The sequence below is a fragment of the Enterobacter sp. 22466 genome, assembly GCF_052044775.1.
Taxonomy (GTDB): domain Bacteria; phylum Pseudomonadota; class Gammaproteobacteria; order Enterobacterales; family Enterobacteriaceae; genus Enterobacter; species Enterobacter dissolvens.
The window spans coordinates 232,722-248,389 of sequence record NZ_JBQENX010000001.1; the positions used below are offsets into that span (position 1 = coordinate 232,722).

At 54.5% G+C, this 15,668-nt stretch carries 14 protein-coding genes; 5 read left to right on the plus strand and 9 right to left on the minus strand.

All coding sequences use genetic code 11. The features are described from left to right. The first annotated feature begins 13 nt into the window (after positions 1-13). Entirely contained in the window at positions 14-3,106 is a 3,093-nt protein-coding gene (locus ACTJJI_RS01065) for a beta-galactosidase (RefSeq protein WP_440652719.1), read from the plus strand. 36 nt (positions 3,107-3,142) lie between these two features. Here ACTJJI_RS01065 and ACTJJI_RS01070 read toward each other — a convergent pair whose 3' ends face one another. Next, a complete protein-coding gene (locus tag ACTJJI_RS01070; protein WP_440652721.1) occupies positions 3,143-3,985 on the minus strand; it encodes a nickel/cobalt efflux protein RcnA in 843 nt (280 codons plus the stop codon). 131 nt (positions 3,986-4,116) lie between these two features. Between ACTJJI_RS01070 and ACTJJI_RS01075 the strand changes: the two genes are divergently transcribed. Beyond that, positions 4,117-4,392, plus strand: a complete 276-nt coding sequence (locus ACTJJI_RS01075) for a metal/formaldehyde-sensitive transcriptional repressor (RefSeq protein WP_014830896.1) — start codon at positions 4,117-4,119, stop codon at positions 4,390-4,392. On the opposite strand, the gene ACTJJI_RS01080 is transcribed toward ACTJJI_RS01075, so the two are convergent. Beyond that, entirely contained in the window at positions 4,373-5,950 is a 1,578-nt protein-coding gene (locus tag ACTJJI_RS01080) for an EAL domain-containing protein (protein WP_203461950.1), read from the minus strand. The genes ACTJJI_RS01075 and ACTJJI_RS01080 overlap by 20 nt on opposite strands. Positions 5,951-6,182: 232 nt before the next feature. On the opposite strand from ACTJJI_RS01080, the gene ACTJJI_RS01085 reads away from it, so the two are divergent. Both ACTJJI_RS01085 and ykgO read left to right on the plus strand, forming a co-directional pair. Next, a complete protein-coding gene (locus ACTJJI_RS01085; protein ID WP_010428154.1) occupies positions 6,183-6,443 on the plus strand; it encodes a type B 50S ribosomal protein L31 in 261 nt (86 codons plus the stop codon). Between the two features lie 2 nt (positions 6,444-6,445). Further along, positions 6,446-6,586, plus strand: a complete 141-nt coding sequence (ykgO, locus tag ACTJJI_RS01090; protein WP_003859006.1) for a type B 50S ribosomal protein L36 — start codon at positions 6,446-6,448, stop codon at positions 6,584-6,586. Here ykgO and ACTJJI_RS01095 read toward each other — a convergent pair. After that, the gene (locus ACTJJI_RS01095) at positions 6,583-7,293 is read right to left on the minus strand and encodes a GNAT family N-acetyltransferase (protein WP_440652724.1); all 711 of its coding nucleotides are present in this window, start codon (positions 7,291-7,293) and stop codon (positions 6,583-6,585) included. The two genes, ykgO and ACTJJI_RS01095, sit on opposite strands and share 4 nt — an antisense overlap. Positions 7,294-7,394: 101 nt before the next feature. Here ACTJJI_RS01095 and pdxR point away from each other — a divergent pair, with 101 nt between their 5' ends. Continuing rightward, a complete protein-coding gene (pdxR, locus tag ACTJJI_RS01100) occupies positions 7,395-8,855 on the plus strand; it encodes a MocR-like pyridoxine biosynthesis transcription factor PdxR (protein ID WP_440652726.1) in 1,461 nt (486 codons plus the stop codon). Here pdxR and ACTJJI_RS01105 read toward each other — a convergent pair. The 6 genes from ACTJJI_RS01105 to acrA form a co-directional block, all read right to left on the minus strand. After that, positions 8,827-9,294, minus strand: coding sequence for a YlaC family protein (locus tag ACTJJI_RS01105; RefSeq protein WP_014830900.1), 468 nt, complete (start codon positions 9,292-9,294; stop codon positions 8,827-8,829). The genes pdxR and ACTJJI_RS01105 overlap by 29 nt on opposite strands. A 115-nt stretch (positions 9,295-9,409) precedes the next feature. After that, complete coding sequence (gene maa, locus ACTJJI_RS01110; protein ID WP_440652728.1) at positions 9,410-9,961, minus strand: maltose O-acetyltransferase; 552 nt, start codon at positions 9,959-9,961, stop codon at positions 9,410-9,412. 209 nt (positions 9,962-10,170) lie between these two features. After that, the gene (locus ACTJJI_RS01115; protein ID WP_013095889.1) at positions 10,171-10,389 is read right to left on the minus strand and encodes an HHA domain-containing protein; all 219 of its coding nucleotides are present in this window, start codon (positions 10,387-10,389) and stop codon (positions 10,171-10,173) included. A gap of 27 nt (positions 10,390-10,416) precedes the next feature. Continuing rightward, positions 10,417-10,791 (minus strand): Hha toxicity modulator TomB, encoded by a 375-nt coding sequence (gene tomB, locus ACTJJI_RS01120; RefSeq protein WP_008499288.1) that lies wholly within the window; start codon positions 10,789-10,791, stop codon positions 10,417-10,419. A gap of 512 nt (positions 10,792-11,303) precedes the next feature. Then, positions 11,304-14,450: a multidrug efflux RND transporter permease subunit AcrB gene (gene acrB / locus ACTJJI_RS01125; RefSeq protein WP_440652731.1), complete on the minus strand. Its 3,147-nt coding sequence runs from the start codon at positions 14,448-14,450 to the stop codon at positions 11,304-11,306. A gap of 22 nt (positions 14,451-14,472) precedes the next feature. After that, positions 14,473-15,666, minus strand: a complete 1,194-nt coding sequence (gene acrA, locus ACTJJI_RS01130) for a multidrug efflux RND transporter periplasmic adaptor subunit AcrA (protein ID WP_014830903.1) — start codon at positions 15,664-15,666, stop codon at positions 14,473-14,475. Positions 15,667-15,668: the final 2 nt, after the last annotated feature.

The following is a 15,668-nucleotide window of genomic DNA, read 5'->3' on the forward strand; positions in this document are numbered from 1 at the left end:
CAAAGAGGAAAACATGTCCAATACCGTATCGCTGTCGCTCAGCGCACTTCTGGCCCGTCGGGACTGGGAAAATCCCGGCGTCACGCAATGGAACAGGCTGGCGGCGCATGCGCCATTTCACAGCTGGCGTAAAGAAGACGCAGCCAGAGAGGATGCCGCATCCGTCAGCCGACGTTCCCTGAACGGGGAGTGGCGATTTAGCTTCTTTTCTGCGCCTGAACAGGTTCCGCAGGCATGGACAGGTGAAGATTGCCCGGATGCGGTTGCGATGCCGGTGCCGTCAAACTGGCAGATGCAGGGATTTGATACCCCCATCTATACCAACGTCACCTATCCCATTCCCGTCAATCCGCCCTTTGTCCCGGCAGAGAATCCGGTTGGTTGTTACTCGCTCACATTTGAGATGGAGGACGCCTGGCTTGAGTGCGGCCAAACCCGCATTATCTTTGATGGGGTGAACTCGGCCTTTCATCTCTGGTGCAACGGCCAGTGGGTGGGGTATTCCCAGGACAGTCGACTGCCTGCTGAATTTGATCTCTCGTCCGTGTTGCGTGCAGGGCAGAACCGGCTGGCGGTGATGGTTCTGCGCTGGTGCGATGGAAGCTATCTGGAAGATCAGGACATGTGGCGCATGAGCGGTATTTTTCGCGATGTGTCGCTGCTGCATAAGCCGGAGACGCACATCGCGGATTATCACGTTGTCACCGATCTGAATGCGGAGCTGGATCGCGCCGTGCTGAAGGTGGATGTCGCCCTGGCAGGGGCTCGCTATACGGAGTGCGATGTGGCAATAACGCTGTGGCGCAACGGTGAACGCTTTGCCAGCGCCACCCGGCGGCCAGGGTCTGCCATTGTGGATGAACGCGGTAACTGGGCCGAGCGGTTAACGGTGGCGATCCCGGTTACGTCCCCCGCGTTATGGAGCGCTGAGACACCCGAGCTTTATCGTCTGACGATCGCGCTGGTGGACCCGCAGGGCGACGTGCTGGAGATTGAAGCCTGTGACGTGGGCTTCCGCCGCGTTGAAATCAGCAATGGCCTGCTGAAGCTCAACGGCAAGCCACTGCTGATCCGCGGGGTCAACCGGCATGAACATCACCCGGAAAATGGCCAGGTGATGGACGAAGCGACGATGCGTCGCGATATCGAAATCATGAAGCAGCATAACTTCAACGCCGTGCGCTGCTCGCACTATCCAAACCATCCTCTGTGGTACCGGCTTTGCGATCGCTACGGCCTGTATGTGGTTGACGAGGCCAATATCGAAACCCACGGCATGGTGCCGATGAGTCGTCTCGCTGACGATCCCCGCTGGCTGCCCGCCATGAGCGAGCGCGTGACCCGCATGGTGCAACGCGATCGTAATCATCCTTCAATTATTATCTGGTCGCTGGGCAATGAATCTGGTCACGGTGCAAACCACGACGCGCTGTATCGCTGGCTAAAAACCGCCGATCCGACGCGCCCGGTTCAATATGAAGGCGGTGGGGCGAACACGGCGGCGACCGATATCGTCTGCCCGATGTATGCCCGCGTCGATCAGGATCAGCCGTTCCCGGCGGTCCCGAAATGGTCCATCAAAAAATGGATCGGTATGCCAGATGAAACCCGACCGCTGATCCTCTGCGAATACGCCCACGCGATGGGTAACAGCTTAGGTGGTTTCGCCAGATACTGGCAGGCATTTCGCAGCCACCCGCGTCTGCAGGGGGGATTTGTCTGGGACTGGGTTGACCAGGCGCTGACGAAGAAAGATGAACATGGCACCCCGTTCTGGGCCTATGGCGGCGATTTTGGGGATAAACCCAATGACCGGCAGTTCTGCCTTAACGGGCTGGTGTTCCCCGATCGTACGCCGCATCCGGCGCTGTATGAGGCTCAGCGTGCGCAGCAGTTCTTCACCTTTACGCGGGTAAGCACGTCTCCGCTGGTGGTGGACGTGCAAAGCGACTACCTGTTCCGTCGTACGGATAACGAGTTGCTCAAATGGTCGGTGACCCGTGACGGCACGGTGCTGGCGAACGGGGAGGTTACGCTCTCCATCGCGCCTCAGGAGACTCAGCGTCAGGAGATCACCCTGCCGGCGCTGACGGCAGAGCCCGGCGAGGTCTGGCTGAATGTTGAGGTTTACCAGTTGAAGGCGACACCGTGGTCACCGGCGAACCATCGCTGTGCGTGGGATCAGTGGCAACTCCCGGTGCCGTTGTTTATCGCCCCGCCCGCACCGGTGGGTGTACCGCCGGTACTGTCACAGACCGATGACGTGCTGACGCTGACACATCAGCAGCAGAGATGGATTTTTGATCGTGCCTCAGGAAACCTGACGCAATGGTTGAACAATGGCGTTGAAACGCTGCTCTCGCCGCTGACGGATAACTTTACCCGCGCGCCGCTGGATAATGATATCGGCGTGAGCGAAGCCACCCGAATTGATCCGAATGCCTGGGTTGAGCGCTGGAAGGCGGCAGGGATGTACGCGTTGATCCCGCGGGTGCTGCGTTGTGACGGGGAGCAGCATACCGGTGAAGCGATAGTCACGACGCTGCATGCCTGGGAACATCGTGGCAAAGCGCTGTTCCTGAGCCGTAAAGTCTGGCGGGTAGACGATCAGGGTGTGTTGCACGGAGACGTTGAGGTTGAGATTGCGTCTGATATCCCCGAGCCTGCGCGTATTGGTCTGAGCATGCATCTTGCCCGGCCGCCGGAAGCTGTGCACTGGCTGGGGCTGGGGCCGCATGAAAACTACCCGGACAGAAAGCTGGCGGCACAGCAAGGGCGCTGGACGTTGCCGCTGCAGGCAATGCATACGCCGTACATCTTCCCGACGGAAAACGGTTTGCGCTGCGATACCCGCGAGCTGGTGCTGGGTGAGCATCAGTTCAACGGCCAGTTCCATTTTTCTGTGAGCCGCTACAGCCAGCAGCAACTGCACGAGACAACCCATCATCATCTGCTACATGATGAGCCGGGGTGTTGGCTCAATCTTGATGCGTTCCATATGGGCGTGGGCGGAGATGACTCCTGGAGCCCCAGCGTTTCACCGGAGTTCATCCTGCAACATCGCCAGCTTCGCTATCGCTTTAGCTGGCGTCAGAACCTCAACTGACCTCTGCGTGGCGGCCACGCGCTGTGGCCGCCTGGTTCAGGCCAGGATACCGCCTAACCCGTGCAGGATCATGTACCCCCCCACAAGGATAATCAGTGCTGCAGAGAACCACGGTGCTTTGCGGGAAAACTCGCTGAACCCCGGCCAGCGTTTTGTCGCATGTTTAAGGCTTAACGCGGCAATCGCGCCCGACGCCACCAGCGTTAACGCCAGACCAATACTGAAGCTAAACACCAGCGTGGCGCCCAGGGCAAAGTGCTTCAGTTGCAGGCAGATCAGCAGGACGGTGATTGACGCCGGGCAGGGGATCAACCCGCCGGTGAGGCCAAACATCGCAATTTGCCCGGTGGTGACGTTTTGTCCGTTAAAACGACGATTGATATCCTGCGCATGGGCGCGCTGGTGGGCGTCTTGCCACTCCTCTGCAACCAGTTGATGTTCATGGTGGTGATGATCATGATGGTGGTCATGGTCATGGTCATGGTCATGGTCATGGTCATGGTCATGGTCATGGTGGTGGTGATGATGATCGTGCGGCTGATTCTCCTTCCAGGTACGCCACGCCATCCACAGCGCGATCAAAACGATCAATACCCCAGAGATAAGCTGGAACCAGGGTTCAGAGGTTTGCGCATCCCAGCCGCGACCAAACCATAATCCCGCCATGGCAATGATCCAGACCACCGCGGTATGGGAAAGCGTGGCCGCCAGCCCCAACAATACCGCTTGTTTCAGCGTGCCGCGGATCGCCACAATAAAGGCCGCCATCATCGTTTTAGAGTGGCCCGGCTCAAGACCATGCAGGGCACCTAGCAGGATCGCGCTGGGAATGAATAGCCATGCGTTGCCCTGTTGCAGGAGAGAAGCAAAATCGTTCATTACAAAATCCGCACTGGAAAAGGTGCCGAGATAGTACTCCCCCCCAGTAGATCAATACTACCCCCCAGTAGAAAAATACTCAGGGGGAGTAGGGCGTGTTATGCTTTACCCGCCAGAAGAAGGATGCAGAGATGTCACATACCGTTCGTCACAAGAAGATGTTATTGACTCGCCTGAAGAAAATTCAGGGACAGAGCACCGCACTGGAAAAAATGCTCAGCAACGACGAGCACGAGTGTGCCGAGGTATTACAGCAGCTGGCCGCGATCCGTGGTGCGGTGAATGGCATGATGCTGCAGGTGATCGAAGGCCATTTAACCGATCACGTCGTCAAAGAGCCTGAAGAAGATCAGCGCGAAGCCGATCTTGGCGTGGTTTTACAGGTGATCAAATCCTATCTGAAGTAGGAGAGGCGTTGAGATTATTTTCTGCCCATGCCATAAATTCCGCTTTTGGCAGCGCCTTACTGTAGTACCAGCCTTGCCCATATTGCACGCCGTGACGGTGCAGCCAGGCGAGCTGCCCTGCAGTCTCTACGCCCTCTGCAACCATCGCCAGCTTCAGTGATTTCGCCATTTCAATGATGTGTGGCGTCACGTTTTTGTACTCCAGCGCATCCACGAACGACTTGTCAATTTTTAGCGTGTCGACGTCCAGATCCTGCAGATAGCTCAGGCTGGAATAGCCCGTACCAAAATCATCGATATAAATCGCATGGCCCGAGCGGCGGAAGGCGGCAATGGCCGGTGCGCTGATTTTGGGATCGGCAAAGCCGCGTTCGGTTAATTCAAGCGCGATCTGTTCGGGGCGAACTTGCCATTTATTTAACAGCTGGCTCAGCAGCGGCGGCAGCTTGCCCGAGGTTAAATCCGCAGGCGCGAGGTTGATGGAAATGTGCTGATCGCCATGAAGGTGCAGCCAGTTGCCCATATCCTCGAACACTTTTTCGATCACCAGATGCGTGAGGCGCGAGATAAGCCCCGTTTGTTCCGCCAGCGGGACGAAAATATCAGGCGACAGGCTGCTCCCGTCAGGCTGAGGCCAGCGCGTTAGCGCCTCCGCGCCCACCATTTTCCCGCTGCAGAGCGCAACAATAGGCTGGTAGTGAACCTCAAACTCGCGGTTGTTAATCGCATCCAGCAGCCGGTTACGTGGCGACTGAATGCGACGCAGTATCCGCAGAACAAAGAGCGCGGCAAGCAGGCTTATCAGCATGCCAAACGGCAGCCAGAAAAGAAGCTGTTTGTGCCAGGTTTCCGCCAGCGGTTTAAGCGCGGCCCAGGCGACAACATTCATTCCCAGCTCCGGAACGGGTTTAATGACATACATGGAGCCGTTGTACTGGATGCTGACCTTCTCCCGATCTTTGATCATGTCGCGGATATGCGGATCCAGTTTATTGCTGCTGGCGAAAACGAGATGTGTTGTACTCCCCACCAGCGCGGCATCGATAGCGATATCGCCAAACGGGATCACATCTACCAGCGAGGCGGGATCGACCAATACCAGGTAATGCTCTTGCCCCAGTACCGCCATGTAGCGGTTAAAACCAAGATCGTTTTGCGTTGTAAGCCACGCGCTATATCCATCTTCCGTAATCCGCATAGGGGGTGGGAATGAGGCCACTTTACTGACTTGTTCCAGCGACGAGCACAGCGGTCTCAGGTTATCGACATAGATCACTTCCTGGACATAGCGCCAGGAGAATGCGACCCGGCGCATTTCCCGTAAATGCAGATGACTACACGGGGGGCCTTTGAACGTCTGTAGCTGCGTGAGCGCTTCTTTTGCCTGTTCAACGACCCTGTCTGTACGCAACAGCACGCGTGACGCATAGCTGTCCAGCGCATCGACAAATTTTTCTTCCGCCTGGCGATGCGCCAGCCAGATACTGAGGCAAATCGGTATCAGCACAGAAAAGATCAGAATGCCAGTCACCAGGCTGACCAGATGTCGGGTTTTCATGCTGCCGTGTCCTTCCTCAAATGCCCGCTCCAGGGCACTGAGACGCTTGCCTGAAGAGAAAGTTTTTACCGCGAAATGATATAGTTATAGCACGTGAGCGTCATGGTTTTCGTTTCGCAGCGGCGAAATCAGAAAATATCATCGGAAAAGGCAGGGCACGATCGGGGCTTGTTTTTACCGCAGAGCCTGGATATTATTTTGTTATGTTATAACAAAACACGAGTGATTCACGATGAAACCAGATATCCATCCAGCCTATCGCACTGTGGTGTTTCACGACACCAGCGCTAATGAATATTTTAAAGTTGGCTCAACCATCAAGACTGACCGCGAAATTGAACTCGACGGTGAAACGTATCCCTACATCACCATCGAGGTCTCTTCAAAATCCCATCCGTTTTACACCGGTAAGCAGAAAACCTTCTCGACGGATGGCAGCGCCGCGCGCTTCCGTAAACGTTTTGGCGGCTTTCTTAATGCGAAGCGGGGGTGATCATGCAGGTACTTAACTCGTTGCGGAGTGCGAAACAGCGTCACCCGGATTGCCAGATAGTCAAACGTAAGGGACGCCTGTATGTGATTTGCAAATCAAACCCGCGCTTTAAAGCGGTTCAGGGACGTAAAAAAAGACGCTAGACGCCCGCTTCACGCCAGCTTTCCAGGGATCTTTTCTGTTTGCCATCGGCAGTAAAATTGTCGGTGGCAAGCCAGTTCTCAAAGGCGATCGCCAGCGCTGGCCACTCTTTGTCGATGATCGAAAACCAGTCCGTATCCCGGTTATGGCCTTTTGTGACCAGCGCCTGACGAAAACGCCCCTCAAACAAAAAGCCCAGACGCAGCGCAGCTTTGCGGGAAGGCTCATTCAGGCTGTTGCACTTCCATTCATAACGCCGGTAGCCCAGGGTATCAAACACGTATTGCATCAGCAGGTACTGCGCTTCCGTTGACATCGGTGTGCGGCTTAACAGCGGCGAGAAATGAACGTGTCCCACCTCCACAACGCCATTTTTGGGGTCGATACGCATCAGGGCCAGAGTGCCCACCGGTGACTGGGTCTGATTATCGAAGACGGTAAAGTGTATCGGATCAGATAATTCACTCACGCTTTCCACCCATGCGGCAAACTCACCGGCCGTGGCATCAGGTTCACGCAGTAGCCATGTCCAGCTTCGGGTATCTTCGGCCTGGGAATAAGCGGCAAACAACGCATCAGCATGCTCCACCCGCAGCGGTTCAAGACGACAGTAGCGGCCCTGAAGGACCACCCGGGAAGGATGCTGACGGGGTTGCCAGTCAACAAGCGCTTCGCCCACAGGCTGCCCAAACTGATTGAAATTATTCATCTTCATCTCCGTGACGTTGTAAAGAGTTCCAGACTAGTGAAGAAGTGGTTCCTTAAAAAGAACCAACAGGCTATGTTTTGGTGGTACCACGAGGAGGGGCGATGAATATTCCCGGTGATGAATTGTATACCTTGCTGAATGCGGCGCTGAAAAAACGCGGACAAGAGACGCTACAGCGCGCGCTTTATCTTTCTCTGCGGGAGTATATATTGTTCGGCAGATTACAGTCCGGTAGTCGCCTGTCGGGTTCCCGGACGCTGGCCCGGCAACTCTCCCTTTCCCGAAACACCGTTAACGCGGCGCTGGAACAGCTCACGCTCGAAGGGTATCTGTTGCGTAGCCGCCAGGGAACGCGGGTGGCTCCGCTGGCGGCCCGTCAGCTCGCGCAGGATTTACCGGCGCCCGCGGTTGCGCTTGCCGGGCGGGTTAGCACACTGCCTGCCCCTGTTCCGCGTACCACGCCGGTTCTGGCCTTTACGCCGGGGACACCGGCCATCAACTATTTTCCCTTACCGCTCTGGCGGCGCTTGTACGATCGCGTGTTACGGGAGGAGGGAAGCGCCCTGTTGGGTTACGGCGATCCCGCCGGGGAACCTGCTTTGCGGGCGGCCATTGCCCGTCACCTTGCGCTTTCCCGCGGGATTGACTGCGACGCAAGCCAGATAGTGATCACCGAAGGGGCGCTGGAAGGCGTGAATCTCTGCACCCTGCTGTTGAGTGAGCCCGGCGATGTAGCCTGGGTGGAAGATCCCGGCTATGCCGGGGCAAAAAGCGCCTTTGTGAAAGCGGGTTTAGCCATGACGGGAATACCGGTTGATGGAGAGGGCATGTGCTGGGAAGGCGCAGAGGCGCCATCTCCTTCGCTTATTTTTACGTCTCCTTCGCATCAGTTCCCGTATGGAAGCGTCCTCAGTGCACGGCGGCGTCTGGCCTTACTGGATGTGGCGCGACAACATAACGCCTGGATTATCGAGGATGATTATGACAGCGAGTTTCGCTATAGCGGTGAGCCGATCCCGGCGATGCTGGGAATGACAAACCATGCGCCCGTTGTTTATCTGGGAACATTCAGCAAAACGTTATTCCCGTCGCTCAGAATGGGGTTTATGGTGTTCCCCCCGGCGCTGGCGAAAGCGGCACGCCCGGCCATCGGTTCGTTATTGCGCGGCGGACATCGTGCTGAGCAGCGTACCCTGGCCCTGTTCATTGAAGAGGGTCACTACGCCCGCCACCTTGCGGCGATGCGTCGTCTCTATCGTAAACGCTACCGGCAGCTGCGTGAGGCCCTGAATGCGGAACTTCATGTGCCACACCGGGTTCTGGCGGGGGAAGGGGGAATGCACCTGACGGTGGCGATTGACGGAATTGACGACAGGCAACTGGTGGAACAGGCCAGGGTGTTTCAGCTGGCTCCCGCAGCATTGAGCGGGTATTACCTTGATACGAAACAGGGGCAGAGCGGTCTGGTATTAGGCTACGGGAATACGTCGGCTTCACTGTATGCGTCGGCTATCCGACGCATACAGACACTCATCAGGCAACAGCAGGGCGGGAAAGGGTAAAGACATCATAGAAGGAGAGCTGGCCTTTGGTTGAGACCATTTTCTGCAGTTTCTCTTTTTGTTCGGTTTCTACCGCAGGAGAGTGCAGAATGCTGTCGATAAGCTCCGGGGGGACAAAACGGGTGTTGTACCATTCGCCGTTGTAGCAGACCCGGAAATCGAGCACGTCGATATCTTCATAACGATAACGCGGATGCACGTCAAAAAAGAAAAACGCGTTAAACACTACAAACAGCACCACAAGCAGCCAGACGGAGTCCACCAGCGTTTCGGACTTCAGCATGACAATCAGCGTTGCCAGCCAGGCCGCATACATTGCCAAAAACAGGCCTGGGTGTTTGCGGATAAAACTAATGCTAAAGCGCGGGCGGTTGTCGCGCTTTTCGCGGATGTTGAGATCGTCGATGGTGGCGGTAAGCAGGCGCTGTATTTCGGTCATTTTTAGCCTTCATGATTATTGAATACAGGGTATCTGCCTATTTTAGGGGAGCCATTTGACTGAAAAAAGTAACAGTTACGCGCTGAAAGACCATAACAGTTGACCCCCCACACCTTCACAGCATTTTGATAATTTTCGCCGGGTTACCCCCGACGACGGCATTGGCCGGGACATCTTTGGTGACCACAGCACCGGAGGCGATCACCACATTATCACCCACAATGACGCCCGGGTTAATGACCGCCCGTCCGCCGATCCAGACATTATTGCCAATGCGTACGGGTTTGCCATACTCAATCCCGCTGTTGCGTTCGTCCGCATCCAGTGGATGGGTGGCCGTATAGATATGCACGCCGGGCGCGAGCATACAGTTATCGCCAATATGGATAGGGCAGACATCCAGCATCACGCAGTCAAAGTTAGCGTAAAATTCTTTGCCCAGGTAAATGTTATAACCATAGTCACAGCGAAAGCTTGGCTCAATGTACGCGCCTGCGCTTTGACCCAGCAGTTCCGCCAGAATGTTCTGGCGTTCTGTTTTCTCATCGGGGGCGGTATGGTTATAGCGGTGAACCAGATGGCGGGCACGCAGTCGATCGGCCCGTAATGTTTCATCGCCAGGACGGTAATGTTCACCCGCAATCATTTTCTGTTTTTCTGCGCTCATAGGTTACCTCTCTGTAATCGATTACAGCAGGGTAATCGGGATAAGCCAGGAAGGGAACGTTCCCGAAGGGCGCATGTGACTAACGTCACAACATAGTTGCTAATGATCGCGTTTTACACGGAGACCTGGCTTTTATACCGGGATCGTAATTCGAAAGGTGTAGACAACTCAGAATGTGGCGTAGAACCTCTACAGACACACTTCAAAGGTTAACGGACAAATTTCCACACGGAAGGGGGGATTTTGTCATACAGTTTATTCATGGTCAGCTCAGCAAGGCGGTGGTCCGCCGCAGAATAAAATACAGTCAGTTCATTATCAGAAAGCTCGTATTTATTTTTTTCAATAACACGTTCGAGCGTGTCAATTGATTGACAGCGTCGTAAGCGCATCAAATAATCGGTTTTTGTGAGTGGTTTATCAGACATAAAATCACCTTAGTCATTGTAATAATTTTAACAGGAAAGGCTAACCGGGTTAGCTCTGCTCACGTTGACGAAACAACGGAATAGCCGGTTTCCAGATTTACGCCATTTCTGCAAATCCTGTGCGTTAATGCCGTAGCTGCTGAACAACATAAAGGTGTCATCCAGGTATTCGTCAATTTGCTCAATCAGCTTATTATCTTCATTGTACTTAATTTTATAATTAAGTGCGAAGGTCGCGATATGCTCTATCAACTCATTCAATTGTAAATTGATGGCAGACGTTGGATCGTTCACCCAGCCATGATTACTTTCATCAAGATTGGCAAGGCAGTCATGGTACAAGGATTCGCAGAGAAATTTCAACTGCGCGATATCATGCCTTTTTGGCGAGTACTCGTCCATAGCGCATCCCCTTCTGAGTGATTTCTTACTCACCGAACATCATTGTCGGGATGGATACTACTTACTAAGCCCTACGGGTGCTGTGCTCCTGTTAACTCTAACTATAAGCCACTCTGATCAGGATTTCACCGCGCTATTACGAAAAATTACAATTAAAACCAGATCCTGCGAGCGTTCACGCAATAGCGCATCCTCAAATGAACACATTTATCCAAATTAACGCTGGCTTTTTTTCGCTTCCTTACGTTTCATTGATTTAGCTTAAACACCTGGATGAAGTCCGGATTCAGAGTTCTCTGGATATGGACTTGTTATTAGGAATATTCCTAATAACTTAAGCGGTGAAATGGAATTAAAACAATCCTGAGTTCACCCATTAAGTTATCAGCTAATTATGATATGTCTTATTAAGATGGCAGAAAATAAATAGAACGACAATAAGCGTATTTTATGATTTTTTTCTGAAATGAAAAAGGCCGCGAATGCGGCCTTTTTATCCTATGAAACCGGTATCAGTGAGGTTCTACCGAATGACTGTGCTCAATATCTTCATTCTTCCGGCTGAAGCGGCGGCGAACCACCACGAAGAATACCGGTACGAAGAAGATAGCCAGTACGGTCGCGGTGATCATACCGCCCATTACACCTGTACCTACCGCGTTCTGTGCACCGGAACCCGCACCAGAGCTGATAACCAGCGGCAGTACCCCGAGGATAAATGCCAGTGACGTCATCAGAATAGGGCGCAGACGCATGCGAACGGCTTCAAGCGTGGCCTCGATCAGGCCTTTGCCTTCTTTCTCCATCAGATCTTTGGCGAATTCAACGATAAGTATCGCGTTCTTCGCCGACAAGCCAATGGTTGTCAGCAGGCCTACCTGGAAGTACACGTCGTTGGTCAGTCCACGGAACGTTGCGGCCAGCAGCGCACCGATCACCCCCAATGGCACCACCAGCATAACGGAGAACGGAATTGACCAGCTCTCATACAGTGCCGCCAGACACAGGAACACCACAATCAGTGAAATGGCGTACAGGGCAGGGGCCTGGTTACCGGACAGACGTTCCTGATAGGACATACCGGTCCAGTCATAGCCAATACCCGCAGGCAGTTTGCTGGCTAATTCTTCCATCAGGTTCATGGCTTCACCGGTGCTTCGACCCGGTGCGGCCTGACCCAGAATTTCCATGGATGGAAGCCCGTTATAACGTTCCAGACGCGGTGAACCGTATTCCCAGCGCGAGGTAGAGAAGGCCGAGAATGGCACCATCTGACCATTGCTGCCGCGAACGTACCAGTTGTTGATATCGTTCGGCAACATACGGTATTGCGCCTCTGACATCACGTACACTTTCTTCACACGACCGCGGTCGATGAAGTCGTTAACGTAGCTACCGCCCCAGGCTGCGCCCAGAGTGGTGTTGATGTCGCTGATGGACACACCCAGCGCCTGCGCTTTCTCCTGATCGATGTCGATCTTGTACTGCGGCGTATCTTCCAGACCGTTAGGACGCACGCCGACCAGCAGGTCAGGGTGTTTAGCCACTTCACCAAACAGCTGGTTACGCGCCTGAGTCAGTTTTTCGTGGCCCAGACCGCCCTGGTCGATCAGCTGGAAGTCGAAACCGGTCGCCGTACCCAGTTCAACAATCGCTGGCAGGTTAAAGGCGAAGACCATCGCATCTTTTATCTGCGAGAAGGTGCCCATTGCACGGCCGGTGATAGCCTCCACCTTATTCTCTTCGCCCGGACGTTCAGACCAGTCTTTCAGAGAGACGAAGGCAATACCGGTGTTCTGACCGCGACCCGCAAAGCCAAAGCCGTTAACCGCAAACACCGATTCAACGTTCGCTTTTTCTTTGGTGAGGTAGTAGTCCGTCACTTCATCCAGCACTTTCTGGGTACGCTCTTGCGATGCACCCGCCGGAAGCTGCGCCATTGTCAGGAACACGCCCTGGTCTTCATCAGGCAGGAACGAACTTGGCAGACGCACGAACAGATAGGCCATGCCGACCACGATGATGATATAGAGCAGCAGATAACGACCGTTGCTGCGCAGAATGTTGCCTACGCTGTCGGTGTAGTGGTGCGTGCTCTTATCAAACATGCGGTTAAACCAGCCGAAGAACCCTTTATGCTCGCCGTGACCGCCTTTCTGAACCGGTTTCAGCATGGTGGCACACAGCGCTGGCGTCAGGATCAACGCCACCAGTACCGACAGCGCCATTGCAGAAACAATGGTGATGGAGAACTGACGGTAAATCGCACCGGTAGAGCCCCCGAAGAAGGCCATCGGAATAAATACCGCGGACAGCACCATCGCGATACCGACCAGCGCGCCCTGGATCTGACCCATGGATTTACGGGTTGCTTCCTTCGGCGGCAGACCTTCTTCCGCCATAACACGCTCGACGTTTTCTACGACCACGATGGCGTCATCCACGAGCAAGCCGATGGCGAGCACCATCCCGAACATCGTCAGGGTATTTATCGAGTAGCCAAATATCGCCAGTATGGCGAAGGTTCCGAGCAGGACGACCGGTACGGCGATGGTTGGGATCAACGTCGCGCGGAAGTTCTGCAGGAACAGATACATCACCAGGAAGACGAGGATGATCGCTTCTACCAGGGTTTTAACCACTTCGTGAATCGAAATTTTAACGAACGGCGTGGTGTCATAGGGATAAACGATCTTCAGACCTGACGGGAAGAACGGTTCCATCTTCTTCAGCTCTGCACGGATAGCCGTTGCGGTGTCCAGGGCGTTAGCACCGGTCGCCAGTTTGATACCCAGACCGGAAGCCGGTTTGCCGTTAAACTTCGCAATGATGTCGTAGTTTTCGCCACCCAGTTCCACTTTAGCCACGTCACGCAGGCGAACCTGCGAACCGTCCTGATTCACTTTCAGCAGAATTTTGCTGAACTCATCGGCGGAGGTCAGACGGGTCTGCGCGATGATAGACGCGTTAAGCTGCTGGCCTTTCACCGGCGGTGTACCGCCTAACTGACCGGCTGCCACCTGGGCGTTCTGCGCTTTAATGGCGTTGATGACGTCAACCGGCGTCAGCTGGAAGTTGTTCAGTTTGTTCGGATCCATCCAGATACGCATCGCGTACTGGGAACCGAACAGCTGAACGTCACCCACACCGGAAGTACGGCTGATGGCGTCCTTCATGTTGGCGCCCACGTAGTCGGAAATATCCTCCTGCGTCATGGTGCCGTTGGTATTGATAACGCCAACAACCATCAGGAAGCTACTGGACGATTTCTCGACGCTCACACCCTGCTGTTGTACTTCCTGCGGCAGCAGTGGCATCGCCAGCTGCAGTTTGTTCTGCACCTGCACCTGCGCGATGTCCGCATCGGTACCTGACTCGAAGGTCAGGGTGATCTGGACCGTACCGGTGGAGTCACTGTTTGAGGACATGTACATCAGGTTATCGATACCGTTCATGTTCTGTTCGATAACCTGCGTAACGGTATCCTGCACCGTTTTCGCATCAGCCCCCGGGTAGGTTGCGGAGATCGTCACCGCCGGTGGCGCAATGGTCGGATATTGCGCAACAGGCAGCTTCAGGATCGCAAGTCCCCCGGCCAGCATGATAATAATGGCGATCACCCATGCGAATATGGGGCGATCGATAAAGAAATTAGGCATGTCTTAACGGCTCCTGTTTAAGTTAAGACTTGGTTTGTTCTGACTGGCCAGCGGCCGAAGCTTGTTGTTTATCGTCAGACTTCACTTCCTGTGCTTTTACCTGAGCGCCAGGACGAACTTTTTGCAAACCAGTAACAATCACGCGATCGCCATCTTTCAGACCTTCCGTCACCAGCCATTTATCGCCAATCGCCTGCGTTGCAGTGATATTGCGCGTTTCGACTTTGTCACCGGCACCCACAACCAGTGCGCTCGCATCGCCGCGTGGCGTACGGGTCACACCCTGCTGTGGAACCAGAAGTGCGGTTGGATTCGTTCCTTCTTCCAGACGGGCGCGAACGAACATACCTGGCAACAGGGTGTGGTCAGGGTTCGGGAAAATCGCACGTAAGGTAATGGAACCGGTGGTCTGGTCGACCGTCACATCAGAGAATTCCAGCGTACCTGCCTGCGGGTATTTGATGCCGTCGTTGGTCACCAGCTCCACTTTGGCTTTGCCGTTTTCCTGCTTCAGGGTGCCGTTTGCCAGCTCCTGTTTCAGGCGCAGGAAATCGTTGCTGGACTGCGTCACGTCTACGTAGATCGGATCAAGCTGCTGCACGGTAGCCAGTGCCGTGGCCTGACCGTTCTGCACCAGAGCCCCTTCCGTGACGGAGGATTTACCAATACGACCGCTGATAGGGGAGGTCACTTTGGTATAGGCCAGGTTGATGCGCGCGGTTTCGACAGCCGCTTTCGCTGCCACGACGGCCGCGTTAGCCTGCTGTGCATCCGCCAGAGCAGTGTCGTAATCCTGTTGGCTGATGTACTGCGTACCGAGCAGTTTTTTGTAACGATTCAACGTCAACTGAGAGATTTTGGCCGCCGCTTCCGCTTTCGCCAGGTCGCCTTTCGCACTTTCATAAGACGCCTGATAGGTTGCAGGATCAATCTGATACAGAGACTCACCGGCTTGCACATCGCCGCCTTCGGTGAAGTTACGTTTCAGGATAATGCCGCTTACCTGAGGACGAACTTCCGCAATACGATACGCATTTGTACGGCCAGGTAATTCGGTGGTGATCTGGAGAGGTTCGGATTTGAGCGTCACAACGCCAACTTCCGGCATCTGCTGCGCTCCTTGTTGAGCCTGTTTGTCGTCACATCCTGTAAGCGCTAAGCTGCCTGAGAGCATCAGAACGACCGCCAGAGGCGTTAACCCTCTGTTTTTGTTCATAT